Source organism: Bacillus sp. T-10(2022) (genome assembly GCF_056502895.1).
Map to the genome: position 1 here is coordinate 4,889,848 of NZ_CP113518.1, position 23,161 is coordinate 4,913,008.

Sequence of the window (23,161 nt, forward strand, 5' to 3'; positions counted from 1 at the left end):
GGCTTTTTCATGCTTCACGACTATTTCGTTATCTCGATTTTCCCATTATTAGTTTCCAATTTCACTAGATTTTCACCTTTGCCAATGACAGTATCTCCCTCATACTTACCAAGGATATCCACTCTCCCATTGTCAACATGAACATCGAAAGTTGTATTTGTCGGTTCCTTCTCCGTTTTGATCATGATTTTACCATTATTACTTTCGAAGTCGATCTCCCTATCCAAGTCTTTCGTGACCAATGTGATTTTACCGTTATTCGATGACCCAACCAGTTTTCCCTCCACATTATTAAGCTCTACTTTTCCATTAGCAGATTTCACTTCAACTTTTTCGGTTATTATATCATTTAATTCTAACCGGCCATTTTGAGATTTCACTTTTAGATTTTCGCTTTTCAATCCTGATATTTGCAATTTTCCATTATCGGATTCGGCGACAAAGGATTTATAAGATTCATCAGGCACATACACCTTTAAACGTAAGGATTGAATATGAAAACCAAAGCTAAAGGTACGTCGATCTTTTAATTGTACCGAAAGCTTCTTCCCTTCCACATCTGCAGTGAAATCCAACTTGGAAACATCCATCCCTTTTGAAACCAACTCTATCCTGGTCTCCTTATCCTTCGTTGGAACGATCTCTACAGCTGCATTGTCAGTGTCGATCTGAATGTCCGTTACGATTTCCGATATCGTTTTTTCCTCTGTAGTCGTTTCCTTATTCGTCACTTGGGAAAACGTAAACAGACTTCCTATTACTCCGATCAATAACAATACAAGTGCAAAGATCGATAATTTTTTTACATTAATCATTTTTCAAACCGCCTTTCACAAGAGAAGCGTTAAATTTTAAATAGCGAACGAACCCTTTAGTTAAAGCACTAGTAGCGACAAACATTCCCATGGCAATGAAAATGCCAATCCCACATAGTCCCAATGCGAAGAAAAGATCGAATAATTGAAAGTTACCTATCGCAAGGTTAAAAAGAACGCCAAACGGAGCTAGAATGAACGCTATCGCCGAAGCCCATCCTGCAATGACAACTCCGATTAATGCTATAAATGGCCCCAAAACGATCACTAAATTAAAGAATCCCAAACCAATGACTGCCCAAACTGCCCGCATTACATTACCTGCAGAAGTCGTTTGTTCGACCTGACCAAGACGATAGGATGCCATCAGTTCCTTGGAAATCTGTTTAGGATTCCCAAGCGATTTGGAGATTTCCTGCTCTGACTTTCCTTCTTCCTTTCCAATTTCGAAGTACTCTTCGTAATCTTGAAGGATATCTTCCCGTTCCTCTAAGGAAAGTCTGGTTAAAGAAGCATTCAATTGTTTTAAAAATTGTTCTTTATTCATTGGTTCACACCTTCCTTAATTAATTGATTGACCCCATTGGAAAATTCATTCCATTCCGTCAACAACTCTTGAAGGTATCTCCGGCCTTTGTCGGTTAATGTATAATACTTGCGCGGAGGCCCTTCTGTTGATTCTTGTAAATATGTCGTAAAATACTCTTCCTTCGTCAATCGTCGTAAAAGTGGATATACCGATCCTTCCGATATTTCAATTTGATCCGATATCTTCTGTACAAGTTCATACCCATAGCGATCCTGCTTATCCAATAAGACCAGGACACATAGTTCCAGGACACCTTTCTTAAATTGCACATTCATAGCACCAACACTCCTTCCAAGAGTTCTTTAGTATAGTTCAATAAACAGTACTGAACACCGAACAATACATCATATGTAAATAATTTACCACATGGTACTGTTCATTGCAAGGTACTATAAATATTTTTTTGGTCTTACATGCATTCCAATAAGGGTAGAAGAAAATTAACATTATATTCAAAGCTGCAAGAGAATACGATGTATAATAGTAAAATGTGGAAGGAGGAGTTACTTTGGCCAACAAAGAAATAACAAAAAAGCAATTCGAGTTTCTTGAACATGAATTTAATTACCTTGAAAAGGAAGGAGTCATCTCCCAGCAAGAGAAAGTGAGGATGTTAGATTCCTATGACGTAAAAGGTAATTTGAGCTTCATCACTATTCTATTATCCATTGGCGCACTTCTTTTAGGTTTGGGCGTATTGACCTTCGTAGCCAGTAACTGGATCTATTTAAGTAAAGCGGTTAAATTCCTGCTTATCATTGCATGCCTCAGCGGAGTGAACTTTGCTGGCGTGAAGGTGCAGGTACGCTTTCCCAAAACGTCACGAAGTCTGCATTATGCAGGTATTCTGATCTTTGGTGCAGGGATTTTTTTAATCGAGCAGATGTTTAATATCAGCATCAATTTCAATAGTTCCTTTTTATTATGGGCGATCGGTACGGTATTCATTGGATATTATTTGAAGGATGTCTTCGTTCTCCTTTTTACATCTTTCCTGCTTTTCATTTATATTAACGGAAGTATATTCGTTGATGAAACGTCTTATCCGCTTGCCATTCTTGTATTTCTACCAGCTTTATACATTATGTTAAAGAAATTCGATTACCCTAAATATCTGACCTTTTTCATTAACGCTTTAGCCATCAATACAATTGCCTTATTTCTTATGGAATTCGTGCCTAAGCTGGAGTTTGAAAATTCGAATACGATTGTCCTTTCCATTTTGTTTGTACTGGGAATCGTACTTGCCTATATTCCGGTAAGAGCCAAATTACAAGACATCACCCACATACAAGGGCATATCTTACATGGTATAACCGCACTCTTCCTTACCTTTGATTTTTCAATCTGGTTCCCTTTAGCTTATTTCGTTTTCCTACTTTACCTCATTCTAAAAGGCAGTTTGACAAGTATCGTGATAATATGTGCACTGATTTTCAGATATTACATCTACTCCTTTGACTTCCTGCCAAAATCGCTTACATTCATCATCGGTGGAATCATGCTTATCGGTTTTGGCTTCTTCTTTGAAAATCAACGAAAAAAAGGAGGGAAGCTCAATGAATAATCCGTTATTCCGGCCACTTATCGTATTTTCCATTCCAGTCTTGATTCTGTTAGTCTTGGCGATTCCTCCGGTCTGGACAACAATGACAGGAGATGTAATCAAGATCAAAACAGCCCCGGTCGACCCGACTGATTTGTTTAGGGGAAGCTATGTGGCTTTGAAATACGAAATTGAATCCGTTAAGCCATCACAAGTCGATGACTCGATTAAAACCGAATTCCATACAAGAAATATGGGTGATTTTAAAAAGGTATATGTACGTTTAAAACAAAATAAGGATGGACTATACGTTGTCGATTACGTAACGAAAGAAAAACCCGGCAAAGGCGTTTACCTAAAAGGGGAATTGGAAATCCCATATGACCTGCAAAATGCTGAAACCATTCAAATCAGATACGGTCTGGACAATTATTTCGCATCCGAAGAAAAGGCAAAGGAAATGGAGAAGGAAGCATTGGCCAATCCTTCAGTCGCCGTCGTAAAGGTTCGTAATGGGAATGTTGTTTTAACGGATATCATCATTAAATGAATGAACCCGGAAATGACTAGCAAAAAGAGCATCGGTTTTTCGATGCTCTTTTTATTGCTGGACTTTTTTCATATGAATATCAGATGTTACTTAATGACACGTTTTGCCCCTATATATTTTTCTTTCCAATACTTATCACTCATTTTGACCACCTTGACCCCTTTGGTGGTGGTACCGATAAATGTACCATTTCCATAATAGATTCCTACAAAAGAGACCTGCCCTTTCTTACCTGTCGCATAGAAGACCAAATCGCCCGCTTTTAAATCTTTTTGCTTAACGGCCTTTCCCGTTTTATACTGGTCCGCACTCGTTCTTGGAATCTTCATTTCTGTGGCGGCATTTTTATATACATACTGGGTTAGACCGCTAGCATCAAACCCTTTAGGGGTCGTCCCCCCATATTTATATTTGCTTCCCACCTGCTTCTTTGCCAAAGCGGCAACTTCATCGCCATAATTGATAGAGGCTGAAGCATTAGCCGGACTGAATATGAATGCCGTCAATAATGCTCCGATCAAAACTATGGCTGCAAGCCATTTTGAAACTGGTAAACTATAACTCATCCTTTTTCCTCCCTAAACTGAAAATGAACCACAATTTTAAATGTATGCTTCATTTCGGTTTTCAGACCAAAATCATTTTTAATTGGTGCGATCATCATTTTTGCAAAAAAACAAATAACCAGATAACGCCGTTGTGTAGCAAGTTACGGTGTTATCTGGTATATTCTACTCTTCAATAGATGAAAGAATAGTGCCCATTACTTAGGCTCCTCGTATTGTCGTGCATTCTCACTATCGCTTAGACCTTTAGTGGTATGATCGACCACACCGCCGACCCCAAAGAATGTAAGCGCTATGAAGTTAATGATGCCTAAAGCCCCGTTCAATGCATCATCAGTAATTGTAAAGCCTATAGGGGTAATGAAATTGTTTATGAACGCGGCAACCATCTGCGCCAATAATAAAAGCCCAGGAAGGAGTACCGTGAATATAAACGTCGGATTCTTAAGACGCACTTTCCAGTTGATCATTGCTTTTTCCCCTCTCTATCATATTAAGTCCGAAAATGGATGCGGACTTGCTATATATTATGCGGCTTGTCCTTTTTACGTTCGGAAATTCCATAAATCTCTCTAGTTTCCCATTACATAAAAAAAAGCCCATCGGTGGATGGACCTTCTCTCAAACTTCAAAGTAGTTTTTAAAAACACTAGAGAGCGCCTCACTTTAACAAGTAAGCAACAACTTCCTCAAGCTCTATATACTCCTTTGTGTGCCAGTTGATTCCTTCCTTTACTAAATAAGCTTCTGCCTCTAAAGGAAGTCACCGTCCGCAAATCTTTTCTCTCAATCTCCCCCGGAATGGATACTGCCAGCCAAAACCGTTTATACTGCTGAGCCAATTTATAACCTGAATATATTAAATGCTAGATTTTTCACACTCCATTTTTTCCTGCAAAAACATTCTGATCCGCTCAGCAGCTTCTGTCAATCTCTCGACCGGCTGGACCAAGGCAATCCGGACATACCCTTCACCCTGCTTCCCAAAAGCATCGCCTGGAACGACCGTCACCCCTGCTTTTTCAATCAATGCATAAGCAAAATCCCACGATTCCCAGCCAGCAGGAATTTGGGCCCAAATAAACATGGTGGCTGAGGATTTCGGCACATGCCAGCCACCTCTCGCAAGACCTGATATCAAGGCATCACGTCGGGACTCGTATTCCTTAACCTGTTCGGAAAGCAGCGAAAGATTGGAAGTTAGCGCCATCTCGGCAGCTTTTTGGATAGGATAAAAAACCCCATAATCGATGTGTGATTTCAACGTTCCCAGGATGTTCAGCACCTCTCGATTGCCCACCGCATATCCAATGCGGCAGCCGGCCATGTTAAAAGTTTTGGAAAGTGAGTTAAACTCAATCCCCACTTCCTTGGCACCAGGAATGGCCATAAAACTAATTTGCGGATGATCATCAAAAATCAATTCGGAATAAGCAAAATCGTGAACCACCATGATCTCGTTCTTTTTCGCAAACGATATGACTTCCGAAAAGAAAGCTTCATCAGCAAGGGCGGTGACAGGATTTCCTGGATAACTGATGATCATCATTTTAGTCTTTTTCACTATTTCATCCGGAATTCCGTTGAGCTGCGGCAGGAATCCATTTTCGGCAGTAAGCGGCATCGGATAAATGATTCCGCCGGCAAGCTCTACACTCGCTTCATAAATTGGATATCCCGGATCTGGCACCAGCACATAATCTCCAGGGTTTATCATCGCCGTTGCCAAGTGTGCAAGCCCATCCTGCGATCCCATCAGTTGGAGGACTTCCCTTTCTGCATCCAGCTCCACTCCATAACGCTTCCGATAAAAATAACGGACTGCCTCATGGAATTCAGGCGTACCTTTTAACGTATACCCATAGGAACTGGGATCCTGCGCATACTTCACAAGCGTATCCACTACGAAATCAGGCGGTGGTAAATCCGGACTTCCTACACTCAAATCGATAACATCCAGCCCACGTTTCATTGCATCCTGCTTGCGTTTCGCCAACTCTGAAAATATCCCTGTTGTGAATCTTCCGACTTTTTCAGATGGAGTCATATTCATTCTACAATTCCCCTCCATTAATGATTTCTATCTATCATTATAGCAATCAATCTCGAGTATTTTAAGAATTCATCAATATCTGTTCCAGAGCCTCATCAAGATGAGGGAATTTAAATGCATACCCCGCCTTTTCCAATCTCTCAGGTATGACCCACCGGCTTTTTAATATCAATTCCGTTTCGGTACCCATAAAGAAAGCCCCCATTTCAAGCATGGGTCTTGGACAGGGCAGTCCCATCCTAATATTCATGAGCTTTCTCAAATGAGCCATCCATTCACGATTTGTAACTGGATGCGGCGATGAACAATTGAATACCCCGCTCAAATCCTGATTCTTTCTTAGAAAAAGGACAATGTTAAATAAATCTTCTATATGTATCCAACTGAATTTCTGATTTCCTGATCCTTGATGACCTCCCAGTCCGAATTTAACCAAATTCCTATATGGGGTCATCACTCCCCCATCTCCCAATACAATGGCGATCCGTAAAGCGATTTGTCTCGTCCTGGGTAATCGGAAATCGAAAAATGAGCGCTCCCACGCTTTCGCAACATCTACGGAAAAGCCTGAACCGATTACACCATCCCCCTCTGTCATTGGTTTATCCTCAGCATGCCTGTATATCGTTGCAGTACTTGAGTTTATCCATAATGATGGAGGATTTTCACATTGTTCAATCGCCTTACCTATCACTCCAGTCGTATCGGTTCGTGAATCCAATATTTCTTTCTTATTCTTGGCATTGTAGCGGCAATTGACCGTTTTTCCTGCTAGGTTGATTAACATATCCGAATTATCGATCGTTTCCCTTATTCCTTCTATATCTTCCCAGCCAGTATGCGGGGTTTGCCTGGAGATGATCCTTACCTCATATCCCAAATTCCTGAAATGCTTTTCAAAGTATTGACCGACAAAACCAGTCCCGCCAGCTAAAACCACTTTCTTCAGCATATAACCAACCCGCTTTCTTTTATGAGTGAATAGGTCCAACGATAACCAGTTCGGCCCTTTTTGTGAATTACTTCACAATTATACCATATTATTACATACGTTGGTATCACCAATACATAACGTATACGTGTGCAACAAATGGTGAACTTGTCCAAGCAAAAACGAATATTACACATAAATTAGTAATGTGGAAAATTTATAAAGCAAAGGGATGATTACAGTGTCAAAAAAACTAAGAAAAACTGGTGGATTCAATAATGGTGGATCCAATAATGGTGGATCCAATAATGGTGGATCCAATAATGGCGGTTCAGGTAATGGCAATTCCGAAAATGGAAATAGCAGATGCAGGTCTGCCTTGAAAAGAATCTTAAAAGATTTATTAAACAATAATAGAGGTAATTCAATCAAGGAACCTATTTCTATCAAGAAAATCAGAAGGGATTAAGAGATTCCTTTTTGAGATTAGCATGGAAACCCTTTGGAATCTTTTAAAGGGTTTCCATATTAATAAACAATAATATGATCTCCGCATTTTGGTTTAATAGAGAAAAAGGAGAAGTTATGATGTATTTTCGAGACTGGAAACCTAAAAAAGATATCAACAAATTAACGGATATTACGGTAAGTAATTTTCGGGTTTCGTCTGATACAGTGCATGAAATTTTGCAAAAGTCACATAAGGTACTTGTGATTTGTAATGATAAAGGTAAAGTAGTGGGATTTCTTTGTTATAATCTTTATTTATATAAAGTCGCTCATGTTAATTATGTAGTCCTTGACAAGAAATATAGAGGAAAGGGAATTCTGCAATCCCTTTTACCGAAATTAGTAGCTCATGCAAGAGAAATAGGGATCCTTGCAGTGTCCGGTTTGGTAAACAAAAATAACCCTGAAGCATTGCAAAAATTTAAAGACTTTGGCTTTAGACCAATTTTAACTTATCAAGATGACATTCTAATTCAATCCTTTATATAACAAGGGCCTCTGCGTAATTAAGAAGATAGATTGTGAAAACATGTATTAAATATGAATCATGTGTTCCTCCATACAAAACTAGGGATGAAATAGCCTGTAAATTCTACACGAATTCATGGGCATTTCCCCTGTACTCTCATAATTAATAGTAGGAATACGCAATAAATTCACTACCTCAAATAGTTAATCGAATTTTCTATTTTTTCAAATGAATCCCATTATTTTCTCCTTCCATTCGTGTATAGTGAATGTATACCTGCAAAAAGGGGGATCTTTATGAAATCGATAGAACTTATCATCTTGAATCTGGAAGAGGTTAGAAGAAGAAACATTAAACTATGGACTTCAATACCTAAAGGCTCACTGCATTGGAAGCCAGACGACAAGGCAATGAGCTGTTTAGAAATGGTTAGACATGTCCTTGATAGTGAGCATTACTATCATTTATCCATTAAAAATCAAGGCAGCTTACCCGTTTATGAATCACCATTTGAAAAACAGCCTCTTATCTCTGTCGAAGCCGAATTAAACTATGCGGAACCTTACAGGCGTGATTTTTTGGACACAATCCTATCCTTCAGCGAGGACGACTTATCCACTATTAAAATTGATCGCTCCGATATTGGGTATATCAGGGATTTAGGAGATATGTTGCTAAGGATCGCTTATCATGAGTCTGTACATACTGGTCAATTATTGGACTACTTAAGAACTGCTGGAGTTCCTAGAATTAGCGTTTGGGATTAACTGCATCATTTTCAAAGGGTGTTTCATCAAGGTGAAGCACCCATACTGTAGGCAAACTCGATGAAAATCGAGTTTGCCTACAGTTTTTTTATTGTTGTACAATTTGGACGTTGATTTCCGCTCCAGGCACGCGCTTTTCCCGCAGGAGTCTCGCACACCCGCTCTAATTAACTTAGTTTTTAATTTTAGATAGAACCCTTTTGCCTATCTATGCTCCACGATAATCAAACAATCCAATTGATCATCAAGAAAAAGTTTCATGCAAGAAAATTGTGGAAAAGTAATGATATAGGAGGGATAAGAAATGTTATCAAAAAAACCGGCGGCCAGAATGGTCAGCGCCGTTATTCTAACCGGTTCACTTTTAGGAGCAGGTGCATCGTTTCCAACAGAACCGGTTGGGGCTGCATCTACAATGGATTCCGCTTCTGGCATAGCTAAGGAACACGCTCTTACCACCTTACATGAAATCTACAACAAAGCTTTTTCAGGGGAAATGCCTTATACTGCCGTGGGTTTGAAAATTAATGAAAACACCCAAAAAGAAGTATATGATGCATTTGGTCCTCCCCCTGAGCCAGGTAACCCAGATGAAGCTTTTGACTATTACCATGCAGAAATGGGGCATCCAGGATTTGCATTTGCCTATAACGATGACAAAACCATCTCACAAATCCGATATTTTGGGACAAATGTAGAACGGGACCATAACCTAGGAAGCATCACCCCTAAAGTTTTAGGAAAACAACTCGGCAGTGCTGACGAAATACGCCACATTTCCAGTACGAATGAAATAAACTACATTTACAAGACCGGAATTTATGAACTGCAATTCATTGTTGGTGAAGATCAAACTGTAGATCATATCAATCTACTCGAAGCTAAATAATATGTACGGCAAAATGGTTGTCGAAGGTTGCAGAGAATGCAAATTATCTCTGCAACCTTTTTTTGTTTCAAGCCCCTCCCCCTTCTTTCCTCTTCAACTTCCAAACGGCTGTCACCTCCCCGTAATATATTATGGGAGCAAACCGGTCATTTAATTTACAAAATCCATACTCCCCCCAAACGGGCTCTTAATATTTTCACAATAAAATTAGCTTGTTCAACATTATTTCAATATATGGAGGGTGTCGGTAAAATGATTAACAAATTCAGGACTTTCACAGTATCGGTTCTAAGCATAGCAATCCTTTTTCAAGGTCTTCCAGCCGCGGTTGCTGCAAATGATTCAGCAGACAATCAGACAAATCCTGGAGGCAGATGGATGAAGGGGGAATATCATGCCCATACCACTCAGTCCGATGATGCCGAGGGATCACAGAGCCTTGAGAGCTTGCTAAATAACGCATTTGATAAGTATGGTATGGATTGGATGGGAATTTCCGACCACTTGAGGATGTCTTCAAGGGATGCTGAGGGAAATTTGATTCCAGGCGGGCCGATACCGCTATCTCAGGGAATCATACAATATCAAGCCCCAAAAATGGAGCAACTGCAAAAAGAGGGCAAATTTAAAAATAAAGTCATCTTTTCAGGCTTCGAATGGGATATGCCCACATACGAGCATGTCGGCATAGGAATTCTGGGAGACCAGCCGGGCTCACCGAAAAGTCTGAAAGCTGGCAATCAGTTCGAATATCTGTTCACCAACCAGGATGAAAAGATGTTTGATCCTGATGATGTAGCCGTCTGGAAAGCACAGGATCAAAGAGCCAATAAGACATCCGAGGATGCGCGAACAGCATTGGCATGGCTCGAGAAAAATTATAAGAATACAAGTTATGCCATATTGAACCACCCATCAAGAAAAAGGGTGTACAACATATCTGATTTTCGCGACTTCAACAATATAGCCCCGGATGTCATGTTCGGATTTGAAGGTATGCCAGGTAACCAGATGGAGCCGGATAGAGGCGGTTTAAATCTGACAACACCGGAAAACCGGACCTACGGCGGTTCCGATTACATGCTCGCTAAGGTAGGAGGTGCATGGGATGCGCTTCTTGGGGAAGGTCGTAAGTTCTGGAACTTTTCCAATTCGGACTCCCATTTTGAAATCAGTGAAAACCGCCTATACTCAAGCGGCTACTGGCCAGGTGAATATTCCAAGAATTATACATGGGTAAATGGTTCATCGATGCAATCCGTCCTTGATGGCATGCGATCAGGGAAATCCTTCTCTGTTTTTGGTGACTTGATCGACGCCCTTGATTTCCAAGCTAAAAACGGAAACAACAAGGCAGATATGGGCGGGGATCTTAAAGTGAAGGAAGGACAGATGGTCAAGATCACCATCCGATTTAAGAGCCCCCAAAAGAACAATAACGGGGACCCGGTCAAGGTGGATCACGTGGATCTGATTTCCGGGGAAGTAACCGGGAAAGCAGATCCTGGAACACCTGCTTATAATAAAGACACCAATGATACGACAAAAGTGGTTAAACGCTTTACAAGTAAAGACTGGAAAACCGATCGCGATGGTTTTCATACCATCACTTACAAAGTCAAAGCAAATAAGGATCAATATTTCCGTTTGCGCGGCACGAATCTAGGGGAAAATGTCTCTGGAGAAACGATGGACGGTGAACCACTGATCGATGCAAAGACTGAAATCGAGGATAACGAAACACGCTTTTCAGAAATAAACAAACGTAACTATAAAGACCTTTGGTTCTATTCGAACCCTATCTTCGTCAGTGTAGAGGATAAAAATCATTAAAACGTTAAGTTAAAAAGAATCCTGAAATAGTTCTGGACAGTCCAAAAAGCCCCTCTTCCACTTAGCTAATAGTTGACGTGGATAAGGGGTTCTTTGTCTCCTTAGAATGGATATCGGTTCAGTTCCTTCCCTGGATGACGATACACCTTTCTTTTAGTTTTATTTTCACTTCAATGCGTGAAAAACCGTATAATTCACCAAGTTTCATTAACACTAATGATATAAGTTATTTTCATTGACTTTTTTCCTTTTCTTGTATAGTATCACAGAGTATCAATCCCTATCAGATTACTAGGAGGTTTACCCAAATGAAAAAAATGGTTGCACTTTTATCGCTATTGTTAGCTTTCACGGTTGTACTTACCGCTTGTGGTACCGATACAAAAAATGAGGCAAACGATACCGACAATAAATCTTCTTCACAAGAAAGTCTATATGATAAAGTCAAAAAAGATGGCGTATTAACTGTTGGAACAGAAGGTACATACCCTCCTTTCACATTCCACGATGATTCAGATAAACTAACGGGGTTTGATGTTGAAATTGCTCAAGAAGTGGCAAAACGCCTTGGAGTAAAAGCTGAATTCAAGGAAACACAATGGGACGGCATGTTTGCAGGCTTGGATGCAAAACGTTTTGATATGATCGCAAACCAAGTGGGCATCGATGAAGACCGTCAAAAGAAATATGATTTCTCTGACCCATATATTCAATCAGGAGCGGTATTACTGGTACACAAAGATAATACGGATATTAAATCCTTCGATGATTTAAAAGGCAAGACCTCTGCACAATCATTAACGAGTAACTACAATGATCTAGCCAAATCACATGGTGCTGAAGTTACAGGTATTGAAGGATTTTCTCAATCCGTACAGCTTATTGGTTCTAAACGTGTAGATGCGACGATCAATGACAAATTATCGTACCTTGATTATAAAAAGCAACACCCGGATGCACCTATCAAAGTGGCTGATGAGGAAGAAAGCGGAGTCGCAAGTGGTTTAATGTTCAGAAAAGACAGCGGCAAATTAGTGGAAGAAGTAAACAAAGCACTTAAAGCAATGCAAGACGACGGCACGTACGCGAAAATCTCGGATAAATGGTTTGGTGAAGATGTTTCTCCTAAGTAACATTTTCACCGACCCCGAGCGCATGAACCAGCTTGTTTCCATCGCTCAAACCTCCCTCTATCCTATGATAGAGGGAGCTATTCAATATACGATTCCACTAACATTGATCACATTCGTTCTCGGCCTTATTCTTGCTGTACTCACAGCATTGGCAAGATTATCTTCCATAAGGATTCTTCAAATAATTGCGCGTGTATATGTGTCAATCATCCGCGGGACACCTTTACTTGTGCAATTATTTATCATTTTCTATGGACTTCCAAATTTAGGTGTAACCATCAATCCTTTCATATCGGCTATTATAGGATTCTCTTTAAATGTGGGAGCATACGCTTCGGAAATTATCCGGGCAGCCATTTTATCCATACCAAAAGGGCAATGGGAAGCAGGCTATTCAATCGGGATGACATATACCCAAGCTTTAAAGCGCATCATTTTGCCTCAAGCTGCACGGGTATCCATTCCCCCATTATCCAATACGTTCATTAGCCTTTTAAAAGATACATCGCTTGCCTCACTCATTCTTGTAACGGAATTATTCCGTAAAGCTCAAGAAATCGCTGCAAAAAACTATGAATTTCTACTACTTTACATAGAAGCAGCTGCTTTATATTGGATTTTGTGTACCATTCTATCTTTCATTCAAGGAAGTTTAGAGGACAGACTTAATCGTTATGTAGCAAAATAAGAACCGCAGTAGTTAAAGGAGATTTTAAAATGATCAACATTAAGAATCTTCATAAATCGTTTGGTGACCTTGAAGTATTAAAGGGCATCGATTTGGAAGTGGAGCAAGGTAAAGTCATTGTATTGATCGGTCCTTCCGGTTCAGGTAAAACAACCTTTCTTCGGTGTTTGAATCTCCTTGAGGTGCCAACGGACGGGACGATTGAAATCGATGCAACGGAAATGGACTTCAAAAAACCCGTTAGAAAAAATTCGATTACATCTTTTCGCAGTTTGACAGGGATGGTTTTCCAAAGCTATAACCTCTTCCCCCACAAAACAGCATTGGAAAATGTAATGGAAGGACCCATCATTGTAAAAAACATAGCCAAACAGCAAGCGAAGGAAACGGCTGCTGCCCTGCTTACAAAGGTTGGCTTAGGTGAAAAAATCGATTTTTATCCGTTTCAATTGTCCGGCGGACAGCAACAACGGGTCGGAATTGCAAGGGCACTGGCCATGGAACCTAAGGTCATGCTATTCGATGAACCCACTTCCGCTTTGGATCCCGAACTAGTTGGAGACGTCCTGCAGGTCATGAAAGACCTGGCGAAAGATGAAGGCATGACAATGATCGTGGTAACCCATGAAATGCGTTTCGCCCGCGAAGTCGCCGATGAAGTCATTTTCATGGATGAAGGAAAAATAATGGAGCGGGGAACACCCGAGCAGATTTTCACCAATCCTAAAGAAGCGCGCACACGAAAATTCCTCAATATGATTCAATAAAAAAACGGTGCTATTCAAGCACCGCTCGCAGCCCCCCATTTTTTAGAAATGGGGGTTTTTGCCCATCATTATATTAATGAGATGCTTGGACCTGTTTAGTCTGTGTCCGTGCATGGTATAACTGAAAAAGAATCAAAGCAAAAACGGAAAGGATGGCACCCGATATAAATGGTAAATCAATCGAAATCGAAAATAACCAACCGCCGATCGGAGGACCCGCAATCCTGCCGAACGAGTCGAAGGAAGATAGCAGTCCCGTGACACTGCCATGGCCCGTCATGGAATTTTTGGTAAGCAGTGCCGAAATTGCCGGCCGGATGAACCCATTCCCCACTCCGAAAATCGTCAGGAAGACCGCCGATGTCCAGAACCCGGAAGAAAACAGGATGAGAATGAAACCAACTGCCGAGACGATGATTCCCATTCGGATGACCGCGCCTTCCCCATATTTCTTTGTCATCCTACCCACTAATCCACCTTGAACGATCGCACTGCCAAACCCCATGATCATAAAGATATAGCCTAATTGTACAAGACTTATATCAGCCTTTTTGGCTGCAAAATAAGCAAAAGTCGTTTCGAGTCCTGCCATTGAAAGAGTGACGATTAATTGCAGAAAGAACATGGTTTTAAGAGGCCCACTAAAGGCTTTCCACATGGACTCTTTATTTTTTGACTGCTGGGTCCTCTTTTCAACTGTATGTGATTCCTTCAGCATCGCAATCACTAAGAATAAAGTAATCAAAGAGGAAATTCCAGCAATGTAAAAAGGTAAATTCAAACTTGATTTGGAAAATACCCCGCCAATCGCCGGACCAAAGATGAAACCAAGCCCTGTAGCGGCCCCGATGATTCCCATCCCTTTTCCGCGATCTTCCGGCGTCGTGATGTCAGCCACATACGCCATTGCGGTTGGCATGTTTGCCGATGACAAAATCCCGCCAATGATCCTTGCTACAAATAATACCCATAAGGAATCTGCCGAAGCCGTGATAAAAAACGACAGAGCCAAGCCAGCAATCCCGATTATCATGACAGGCTTACGTCCTATCCGGTCTGATATACGTCCCCATATCGGGGCAAAAAATAATTGCATCAGTGAATAAACAGCCATTAAAAGGCCAAGCTCTGTAGGACTGCCACCAACCTTTTCAGCAAGGAATGGAATGACGGGAATGATGATCCCAAATCCGACCATGACTAAAAACATCACTAAAAAAAGTACGGGTAACACCTTTTTTGTTTCCATTATATTTTTCTCCTTTTATTCTTCCACATTCGCTACGTACATTGGATCGAATTCCTAAAATCCCATTACTTAGCATAATCTTCCTAGCAATTCTTTAAACAGTTTATCATACAACCTTTACCAAATCAGTATGAAGCACGATCTTCTTACCCAAACCACCTTAACTAAATACAGAACAGACAACAGGATTCCTGATCTCAACATTAATTTTTCATGTAATGGCACTTTCGTGAAAATAATGGATGAGTTTGTTAAAAAACTTTCCCTCCCCTTATTTTTTGTTAAGGGGTACTCTATACTGTAGGGTATGATTGATGTTTAGGAGGTAAAAGAATGTCTAATGATCAGTGGATTTTAATTATTGACGATGAAGAAGATTTGGCACGTCTCATGGAGACGGTTTTACATAAAGAAGGTATCCCGAATATTGTTACGGCGGGGACGATTGCGGATGGGTGGGCAAAGTTTCAAAAGTTCGATCCATCACTAGTCTTGCTAGATATTATGCTGCCAGATGGTGAAGGCTATGATTTATGCAAGCAAATTCGGGAAGTGTCGAATGTGCCCATTTTATTTTTGTCGGCAAAGGATGAGGAAATTGATAAGCTTTTAGGGTTGGCGATTGGCGGGGATGATTATATTACCAAGCCATTCAGTCCGAAGGAAGTTGCATATCGGGTAAAGGCGCAGCTGAGGCGTGCGGGCTTTTCAGAGGAAAAAGCTGCTCCAAAAAAATTTCAAGTTGGTCCTTTTGAGCTTAGTGCAAATGAAAATGAATTGAAAAAGGATGGCAAAACGCTAGAGCTCACAGCTAAAGAAATCGGACTGATGAGCTGTTTTATCCATCACCCAAATCAGATTTTGAGCAAGGAAACTTTATTTGAACATGTGTGGGGCGATGATTACTTTGGCTCTGATAATACAGTGATGGTTCATATTCGCCGTTTACGCGAAAAAATCGAGGCAGATCCTTCAAATCCTTCTTTTTTAATAACCGTTAAAGGACTTGGTTATAAATTACAAACAAAGGGTGAAACAAGATGAAGTGGAAATTGACACGGCGCTTTTTAGGATCCGTTGTGACAATTGTTGTAATCGTAGGGATCGTAAATACATTTTTACTTTTATGCTTACTCTTTGTTCATTTCGACACGGAAGAGGAATCTGCGGAAAACTTTAGCCGATCTTTTTCACAATATGTAGAACTGATAGATGACAAACCGATGGTAAATGAAGAAGGGCTGGAAAAACTGCGGAACAATAACGCCTGGATACAATTTTTGAATGATAAGGGTGAACAAGTTGCAGCCTATTACACACCTCAAGAATTGCAAACCGTATATTCTCCTGTTGAAATCGTCCAAATGTATAAGTATAAAGAAATTGATGCAGAGACGACTGTTTTTGTCGGCGAAGCTCATGATTTCAGCTATTTTGTAGGGGTTAAAGATCGAGGAATTGGCCGATATGTAATGTCCTATAATTATGTTCACCTTTTAAAGTACATCAACATCATACTTTTACTGTTTTTAACCGTGGATATTATTATCGCCCTAGTCATTGGACTATTATTTGGTAAAAGATTAACGACACCACTTAACATTTTAATAGAAGGAATACAGCAGCTTCGCGAAAGACGTTTCAAAAAGATGAGTATACCAAAAGGCGTTTATGAGGATGTATTTCACAATATGAATGAACTATCTATAAAGTTGGATCAGTATGAAAAGGAACGTGATCAACTCGACCAAATGCGTGAGGAATGGATTAGCAATGTTTCTCATGACATGAAGACACCACTTGCTTCCATCCATGGGTATACAGAATTGATGAAAGATAATGCCACTGAATTAACACCACAGGAATTGTATGAGTTTACATCCATTATTAATAGACAGTCCGTATATATGAAAGATTTGCTGGATGATCTCAATTTAACGATGCGTTTGCGCAACCAACGACTTCCTTTGCAATTTGAAGATGTTGATATCGTTAAGTTTATAAAAGAAATGACGATCGAGCTTTTAAATGATTCACAATTTGGTGATAAACAGGTTGAATTTGAGGCAAATGTGAATAAAGCAACACATAAAGTGGATAAAAAATTACTGAAACGGGCGATTTTTAACTTTATCTACAATGCGCTCGTACATAATGATGAAAATGTCGTCGTGAAAATACAAATTGATGATATTGGTCCACAATCGGAACTTGATACCAAAATTACCATTGCCGATAATGGCCGCGGTATTCCCGACAAAGACTTGGAACAGGTTTTTGAACGCTACTATCGAGGTACGAATACTGCCAGTACACATGGGACCGGTTTAGGAATGGCCATTGCAAGGGACATTATTCTGGCTCATAAAGGTAAACTTGATTTGACTAGCGTTGAAAATAAGGGAACCACAATTACGATACTTTTATAATTATTTAAAGGGCTGTCCATAATTTACAGACAGCCCTTCTTTCATTTATTTTGTTCGTGCCTTTTTTGGAATATCCTCAAATTTCACTTCATCATATGACGAAACCTCATCACTATTTTTCACGTACATCTTTAAGTAAGCGTTTTTTCGAAGGTTTTTTTGTGCCGTGAATTCAAGGGGTATCGTTTCACCATCTGCATTTTTGGCGTCCAGTTTATAAGAATAGTAAGTCATCACTGAACCATCATCCAGTTTGGTTTCATGTTGTACCCCATCCTCTGTAATTTGCAAATAATAATTATCGGCATTCATGCGGTTAAAGTCTATTTTAGTAAGCGCGAAGACCCCTGCCGCTCCCAGTATAAACAAAATGCCAACTACCATAATAAATTTCTTCATCTCGATCATCCTTCTGTTTTATTATTTTGTGTGATAATACGATTATAGGAAGCTACCGTTAAGATATAATACAGACCGTAAATGACCGTATAAGCGATCATCCAGATCAACACAGGTTTTGCCAGGTCCATCATCAATAAGCCCGAGAAGGCTTTTAAAGCAACCGCACTGTGCAATAACCCCACTGCCAGTGGAACGAAAAAGATTACAAACACTTGTGATGCAATGGATTTCCGCATTTCTTTTGCGTTAACACCCATTTTATGAAGCATATTGTATTGTGATTTATCTTCCTCAGCTTCCGTTAGAACTTTAAAGTAAATGATACTGCCTGTTGCCGCTAAAAAAACAAGACCAAGAAAACTTCCGATAAAGAGCAATGAGCCTACACTTTCAATGCTTGTTTGAAAATCTTGAGGGGCACTGGAAAATAGCGCTTCTTCAGGCAATTGTTTTGCAATTTCCCCCGATAAATCAGTGGAAGCTTGATCAACCCCGATAACACGATAGCTTAGGGCTTCCCCTTCTTTTTGCAATGATTTAAATTGATCATTCGATACAACCACTGCTATGCCTGCTGTTTTCGCATTTAAAACTGTTTGTGTCTTAAAACTTTGGAATGTGATTGCCGTGTTGTTTTCTGTCGTGATGGTTTTGTCCTTATATATAGGTGAGAACCTTTTGTCATATCCAATATCTAAAATTACTGCTTTGTCATTATTCACAAGCAGTGCTTCCTTGCCTTGAACTTCTGCTAATTTGTTATATGTTTTTTCGTCGATAACCGTGTAAATCCTTTTATCAGAGCTATCGAATGCTGATCCCTTGCTAAGTTCTTTCGTATTAAATGTGACAGATAGTGCTTCAATATTTTCATCATACTTTGTATCTGACAATACAGCGCTCACTTGTTGATCGCTTTTTGCATCCGTAAGCTGATACATGAAGGTGTTAGGATCAACGGTCATAACTTGGTCATTTGCATTGTAATAAAGACCATAAACCGCACCGCCGGCCGTTACAGTTGTAGCACTTAACACCGCAATTACGGTCAATGTACGTGCATTACCCCGAATGCGATACAGCAGTTGCGAGATCGTCATTATATGAAGGCCTTTCCATAGCCATTTTTCATTTTTCTTAATCACGGCTAACACAAAGCCTGTCACGCTATGAAACAAGAGAAACGTACCGACAATAACTGTTGTCAATATAATGAGTGCTGTCATTAAAAACCCGACCTTTTCCCACACTTTAGAAGTAAAAAGATCTTGCATCGCCAACCAATAACCCATGACAATCAGGAAAATTCCTATAATGGCTACAATCATTGATGGCTTCGGGGCTGCTTCCCCTTTTTTCGATGCATGGAAGAGATCAATTAGTTTAAATTGATAAATTAAACGATAGCCCTGGAAAGATGTCACCAAGAAAATAATCAGAAATACGATAGAGGTGTTCAATGCTGCAGATCCCGAAAAAGTAAATGGTGCGATGATATCATAGCCCATTAAATAGATCAAAACCGTCATGAACCCTTTTGAACAAAGAAATCCAAGTAAAATTCCCACAACCAATGAAACCAAACCTAGCAATAGGTTTTCAAAGAAGAGCATAAAACCAATCTGACGATTACGTACGCCAAGCAATGCATATAATGCCACTTCTTTTTTACGTTTTTTCATGAAGAATGAATTTGAATAGGCAATGAAAATGGCAACGAAGAAAATCAGGATGACGGCCGCACCACTCATTAATGAACCTAATTTTTGTGATGAAGCCGTTTGTTCTGCAACTGTGTCGCTATATTTTAATGTTACAAATGTAAAATAGATGATAATGCTAAATACCATGGATGCGATATATAAAAAATATTGGGAGAGGTTTCGAGCAATATTCTTTCTCGCCAGACTAAATAACGTCATCTACCTCACCTCCAATTGTTGCAAGGACATCCATAATTTCTTGGAAGAAAGCTTTACGTGATTGGCCACGACGATAAATTTCTGTTGAAAGCGTCCCATCCTTGATGAAAATGATCCGCCGGCAGAAGCTTGCGGCATATGCATCATGTGTCACCAACATGATGGTGGAATTATTATTTTCATTCAGTTCACTTAAGCTTTCCAGCAGACCTGTTGCTGATTTTGAATCAAGTGCACCTGTTGGCTCATCTGCCAGGATCAATGCCGGCTCCGTCACAAGCGCTCTGGCTGCAGCTGTTCTTTGCTTTTGCCCACCGGAGATTTGGTATGGATATTTAGCTAATAACCCTTCAATCCCGAATACTTTAGCAATACGATTCACCAAGGCAGTAATTTCTTTCGCTGGAACTTTCGCAATCGCCAGTGGTAATAATATATTTTCCTTCACAGTCAATGAGTCTAGCAAATTGTAATCCTGGAAGATGAAACCAAGATTATCACGTCTGAAATCCGTTAAGTCAGCCCCTTTCATATCGTGAATGCTCGTATCATTCATATAAATTTCCCCTTCAGTCGGCGAGTCAATGGTTGCTAACAAATTGAGCAACGTCGATTTCCCCGCTCCAGAAGGTCCCATGATCCCTACAAACTCCCCTTCATGAATGTCAAAAGATATATTTTCCAGCGCTGTGTAGGCAGCGCTTGATTTACCATATGTTTTTTTTATATTTTTCACTTTTAATAATGGTTCCATTTGTTTCACCTCTTCAGTATTGTTGATACTTATACTTTACATGCCCATTCTTACAGCATCTTTGTGCCAACCTTACAGCAAGCTTAAATCCATAAAAAAAACGCCTGCCATTTAAATAGCAAGACGTTTTTTTATGGATTTTTTTAAAGTAAAAGTATTTAACTTTGCTTCAGAAGCCTGCGATCGATTACAAAATTACCAAATGGAATGAATGAAACGATGAAAATCATCGCCATTTTTAAAAAGGACCATTTTGATATGATGCTTACATAAAGTAATAAAAGCCCAAATACGACAAATAAGAAACCATGGATGCTGCCTAAAATGAGTGTTGCTTCCCCAATATCCAATATGTACTTAATGGGCATACCAATGGCAAGCAATAAAACATATGAGATTCCCTCAATTATTGTAATAAACCGAAACCAACCAATAGCTGTCGAAAACATTCGCTCATCCCCTTATTCATTGTACAAGTACGGCACACAAATCCAGCTTCTTGTCCTAATCCAAAATCTGTTACTTCATCATATTATATTACTGTGACATCCACTAATAAATAGTACCAGGTTTGCCTAAAAATAGAACAACAAAAGCCCAATCCAAGGATTGGGCCAGTTAACAACACAAGGTTCAAATTTACTTAAAGACGTTCAATTTCGAAACCAATTCGCTCCCTCATCCATATGCACGAAGGGAATATCCGTATCAATTACACCTTTGATTCGTTTTAACTCAACATCTTCCCCTTCGAGCCATTTTGCAAAATCTATTGAAGTCGGCTCCTGGTTCCCTCCCAAGGCAATCCAAGCTCTCATCTTCTTAGGTAAATAAGCGGATGTATGAATCGTTCCCGCCCAGCTGCTATATAAATCCGAGAAGACACCTTGGTTGGTATCATTAAACAACCTATAAGCATCGTAGGCAGATGAAAGTTTCCCTTCGTGATCTTGGATGACCTCTAATCGGCGTTTTGAATCGATAAGATGGTTACGGTTTTCATTTTTCATGATTTCAAAGTGATTTGTACAGGCATTTGACGTGCGCACCTCTACATTTCTCGGGGAGGTTTCCACAATATAGGTACTTCCGCTTTTATCATAAACGACGTAAGTGAAAGAATGACGATGCGGGATTTCCTTCAACATCGCGACCGCTTCTTGAACGTTTGCACAAGATTCAACAATCAGTCTGCCAATCATGCAGCAAATGAAACCATCACCAGGATTCTTGCGATTCATGAAGTTATAGCCTATCACCAAACCTTTTTCATTCATTCCATCCATCCGACCAGTCCCTCGCTGACTCGGGCCGATGCTTGAATACCCTTGATCGGTTGGCTGGAATAGGACATAGCGTCCTTCATAGGTCTTTGGGTGGTAATCATAATTGCGAATGAGATAATCATCGCCTGTCATGATCGAACAGCCCGACCGAACATAATCCAATCGGTATCCACCAAACTCTTGCAGTACGCGGTCAATTGGCCATTTCAGCGCTTCTTGCAACCCCAGTAATTCTTCCCAAACTCCAGGGGCGAATTGTGTAATTGCTTTCTTGACCTCTTCTTCTTCAACCGTAAACCGAGGCTGCCTGATCTTCCACTGATCTTCACGATTTTTTACCGTTAGTGAATCTTTTAATTCCTCCCCTTGCATGTATCCAAACTCATAATGTGTACCCCGAAATTGTATGACATCACTATATATTTGCTTCACGGCTTATCCCTCATTTACAGTAGTTGCTATTCAAATTAAGGATACTTGAAGTATTGTTGAAAATAAAGAAGATAAGCCTTAAATCATGTCATTAGTTCAGACATCAAGGAAATATTTCTATCTTACTATTGATGGAGACACGAATAAAGGCAGTGTAACGGATAAAAAGCATCTTCATAAATTAGGAAAATAAGCAGTTTTTTCGTGCTATATTAGTTATAATTTAAATTTTTGAATTAAAGGAGGGTCTTACTTTGAAGGTACTCATTGGAACAATACTTTTATCAATTAGCCTTTTATTTTGGTCTTTTTCTAATTTTGACAATTACTATCCAACAAGAGAATTTAAACTTGTACATATAATAATTAGTATCGTTGCCATTTTTATATTACTGTCATCATTAATACAATATATTAAAAATCCAAATGAAAAAATTTGACGTCAGTTCCCCAGCTAGTCAAAATAAATGTATTTTTTGAGAGTCTGTCCTAAAAGAGACAAAGGTAAATCTTCTGCAGAAGGTTATTATCACCACTTCCACTTTTATAATCGTAATGGTGGCCATTCATTTTATTATTAA

25 protein-coding genes and 1 pseudogene are annotated in these 23,161 nt (G+C 39.7%); 13 read left to right on the forward strand and 13 right to left on the reverse strand.

Going from position 1 to position 23,161, the window contains the following annotated elements:
- Positions 1–20: 20 nt before the first annotated feature.
- Genes OSJ91_RS24145 through OSJ91_RS24155 form a run of 3 tightly spaced genes read right to left on the reverse strand, consistent with a single transcriptional unit; the run spans position 21 to position 1,679 of the window.
- Positions 21–815 carry a DUF4097 family beta strand repeat-containing protein gene (locus tag OSJ91_RS24145; RefSeq protein WP_485890593.1) on the reverse strand — a complete coding sequence of 265 codons (795 nt, stop codon included), beginning with the start codon at positions 813–815 and terminating at the stop codon, positions 21–23.
- Positions 808–1,362 (reverse strand): HAAS signaling domain-containing protein, encoded by a 555-nt coding sequence (locus OSJ91_RS24150; RefSeq protein ID WP_350300282.1) that lies wholly within the window; start codon positions 1,360–1,362, stop codon positions 808–810. Before OSJ91_RS24150 ends, OSJ91_RS24145 begins: the two co-directional genes overlap by 8 nt.
- The gene (locus OSJ91_RS24155; protein ID WP_101225495.1) at positions 1,359–1,679 is read right to left on the reverse strand and encodes a PadR family transcriptional regulator; all 321 of its coding nucleotides are present in this window, start codon (positions 1,677–1,679) and stop codon (positions 1,359–1,361) included. The genes OSJ91_RS24150 and OSJ91_RS24155 overlap by 4 nt, the downstream gene beginning before the upstream one ends.
- A gap of 233 nt (positions 1,680–1,912) precedes the next feature.
- On the opposite strand from OSJ91_RS24155, the gene OSJ91_RS24160 reads away from it, so the two are divergent.
- On the forward strand, positions 1,913–2,971 hold the full coding sequence (locus tag OSJ91_RS24160; RefSeq protein WP_350300283.1) for a DUF2157 domain-containing protein: 1,059 nt from the start codon (positions 1,913–1,915) through the stop codon (positions 2,969–2,971).
- A complete protein-coding gene (locus OSJ91_RS24165; protein WP_350300284.1) occupies positions 2,964–3,500 on the forward strand; it encodes a GDYXXLXY domain-containing protein in 537 nt (178 codons plus the stop codon). The genes OSJ91_RS24160 and OSJ91_RS24165 overlap by 8 nt, the downstream gene beginning before the upstream one ends.
- 86 nt (positions 3,501–3,586) lie before the next feature.
- On the opposite strand, the gene OSJ91_RS24170 is transcribed toward OSJ91_RS24165, so the two are convergent.
- From OSJ91_RS24170 to OSJ91_RS24185, 4 genes are all read right to left on the reverse strand, one after another.
- The gene (locus OSJ91_RS24170) at positions 3,587–4,066 is read right to left on the reverse strand and encodes a C40 family peptidase (RefSeq protein ID WP_350300285.1); all 480 of its coding nucleotides are present in this window, start codon (positions 4,064–4,066) and stop codon (positions 3,587–3,589) included.
- 197 nt (positions 4,067–4,263) lie between these two features.
- On the reverse strand, positions 4,264–4,536 hold the full coding sequence (locus tag OSJ91_RS24175) for a phage holin (protein WP_350300286.1): 273 nt from the start codon (positions 4,534–4,536) through the stop codon (positions 4,264–4,266).
- Between the two features lie 389 nt (positions 4,537–4,925).
- Positions 4,926–6,119 (reverse strand): LL-diaminopimelate aminotransferase, encoded by a 1,194-nt coding sequence (locus OSJ91_RS24180; protein WP_485890594.1) that lies wholly within the window; start codon positions 6,117–6,119, stop codon positions 4,926–4,928.
- 61 nt (positions 6,120–6,180) lie between these two features.
- Positions 6,181–7,071 (reverse strand): TIGR01777 family oxidoreductase, encoded by an 891-nt coding sequence (locus tag OSJ91_RS24185; protein WP_485890595.1) that lies wholly within the window; start codon positions 7,069–7,071, stop codon positions 6,181–6,183.
- Between the two features lie 220 nt (positions 7,072–7,291).
- On the opposite strand from OSJ91_RS24185, the gene OSJ91_RS24190 reads away from it, so the two are divergent.
- The 8 genes from OSJ91_RS24190 (at position 7,292) to OSJ91_RS24225 (ending at position 14,106) form a co-directional block, all read left to right on the forward strand.
- Complete coding sequence (locus OSJ91_RS24190; RefSeq protein ID WP_485890596.1) at positions 7,292–7,519, forward strand: hypothetical protein; 228 nt, start codon at positions 7,292–7,294, stop codon at positions 7,517–7,519.
- A 116-nt stretch (positions 7,520–7,635) separates the two neighbouring features.
- Positions 7,636–8,049, forward strand: a complete 414-nt coding sequence (locus OSJ91_RS24195; RefSeq protein WP_485890597.1) for a GNAT family N-acetyltransferase — start codon at positions 7,636–7,638, stop codon at positions 8,047–8,049.
- Between the two features lie 276 nt (positions 8,050–8,325).
- A complete protein-coding gene (locus OSJ91_RS24200) occupies positions 8,326–8,796 on the forward strand; it encodes a DinB family protein (RefSeq protein WP_350300291.1) in 471 nt (156 codons plus the stop codon).
- Positions 8,797–9,100: 304 nt separating this feature from the next.
- Positions 9,101–9,685, forward strand: a complete 585-nt coding sequence (locus OSJ91_RS24205; RefSeq protein WP_350300292.1) for a YjgB family protein — start codon at positions 9,101–9,103, stop codon at positions 9,683–9,685.
- Between the two features lie 252 nt (positions 9,686–9,937).
- Positions 9,938–11,518: an S-layer protein gene (locus tag OSJ91_RS24210; RefSeq protein WP_485890598.1), complete on the forward strand. Its 1,581-nt coding sequence runs from the start codon at positions 9,938–9,940 to the stop codon at positions 11,516–11,518.
- 308 nt (positions 11,519–11,826) lie between these two features.
- Positions 11,827–12,651, forward strand: a complete 825-nt coding sequence (locus OSJ91_RS24215) for an amino acid ABC transporter substrate-binding protein (protein ID WP_485890599.1) — start codon at positions 11,827–11,829, stop codon at positions 12,649–12,651.
- Positions 12,635–13,339, forward strand: coding sequence for an amino acid ABC transporter permease (locus tag OSJ91_RS24220; protein ID WP_101225507.1), 705 nt, complete (start codon positions 12,635–12,637; stop codon positions 13,337–13,339). Before OSJ91_RS24215 ends, OSJ91_RS24220 begins: the two co-directional genes overlap by 17 nt.
- A gap of 29 nt (positions 13,340–13,368) precedes the next feature.
- A complete protein-coding gene (locus OSJ91_RS24225; RefSeq protein ID WP_350300295.1) occupies positions 13,369–14,106 on the forward strand; it encodes an amino acid ABC transporter ATP-binding protein in 738 nt (245 codons plus the stop codon).
- Positions 14,107–14,179: 73 nt separating this feature from the next.
- Here the strand turns inward: OSJ91_RS24225 and OSJ91_RS24230 are convergent, their stop codons facing one another.
- Entirely contained in the window at positions 14,180–15,355 is a 1,176-nt protein-coding gene (locus tag OSJ91_RS24230; protein WP_485890600.1) for an MFS transporter, read from the reverse strand.
- Positions 15,356–15,688: 333 nt separating this feature from the next.
- Here OSJ91_RS24230 and OSJ91_RS24235 point away from each other — a divergent pair, with 333 nt between their 5' ends.
- Complete coding sequence (locus OSJ91_RS24235) at positions 15,689–16,399, forward strand: response regulator transcription factor (protein WP_413019696.1); 711 nt, start codon at positions 15,689–15,691, stop codon at positions 16,397–16,399.
- Entirely contained in the window at positions 16,396–17,784 is a 1,389-nt protein-coding gene (locus OSJ91_RS24240) for a sensor histidine kinase (protein WP_485890601.1), read from the forward strand. Before OSJ91_RS24235 ends, OSJ91_RS24240 begins: the two co-directional genes overlap by 4 nt.
- Before the next feature lie 45 nt (positions 17,785–17,829).
- Here the strand turns inward: OSJ91_RS24240 and OSJ91_RS24245 are convergent, their stop codons facing one another.
- The 5 genes from OSJ91_RS24245 to OSJ91_RS24265 all read right to left on the reverse strand — a co-directional run bounded on the left by OSJ91_RS24245 (position 17,830) and on the right by OSJ91_RS24265 (position 22,580).
- Complete coding sequence (locus tag OSJ91_RS24245) at positions 17,830–18,183, reverse strand: YxeA family protein (protein WP_485890602.1); 354 nt, start codon at positions 18,181–18,183, stop codon at positions 17,830–17,832.
- A 5-nt stretch (positions 18,184–18,188) separates the two neighbouring features.
- The gene (locus tag OSJ91_RS24250; RefSeq protein ID WP_485890603.1) at positions 18,189–20,108 is read right to left on the reverse strand and encodes an ABC transporter permease; all 1,920 of its coding nucleotides are present in this window, start codon (positions 20,106–20,108) and stop codon (positions 18,189–18,191) included.
- Positions 20,095–20,862 carry an ABC transporter ATP-binding protein gene (locus OSJ91_RS24255; RefSeq protein WP_485890604.1) on the reverse strand — a complete coding sequence of 256 codons (768 nt, stop codon included), beginning with the start codon at positions 20,860–20,862 and terminating at the stop codon, positions 20,095–20,097. Before OSJ91_RS24255 ends, OSJ91_RS24250 begins: the two co-directional genes overlap by 14 nt.
- Before the next feature lie 158 nt (positions 20,863–21,020).
- Positions 21,021–21,311 (reverse strand): DUF3817 domain-containing protein, encoded by a 291-nt coding sequence (locus OSJ91_RS24260; protein ID WP_034305497.1) that lies wholly within the window; start codon positions 21,309–21,311, stop codon positions 21,021–21,023.
- Positions 21,312–21,515: 204 nt separating this feature from the next.
- Positions 21,516–22,580, reverse strand: coding sequence for a C45 family autoproteolytic acyltransferase/hydrolase (locus OSJ91_RS24265; RefSeq protein WP_485890605.1), 1,065 nt, complete (start codon positions 22,578–22,580; stop codon positions 21,516–21,518).
- 488 nt (positions 22,581–23,068) lie between these two features.
- Between OSJ91_RS24265 and OSJ91_RS24270 the strand changes: the two are divergent.
- A pseudogene (locus OSJ91_RS24270) lies at positions 23,069–23,161 on the forward strand (SAR2788 family putative toxin); the annotation flags it as partial.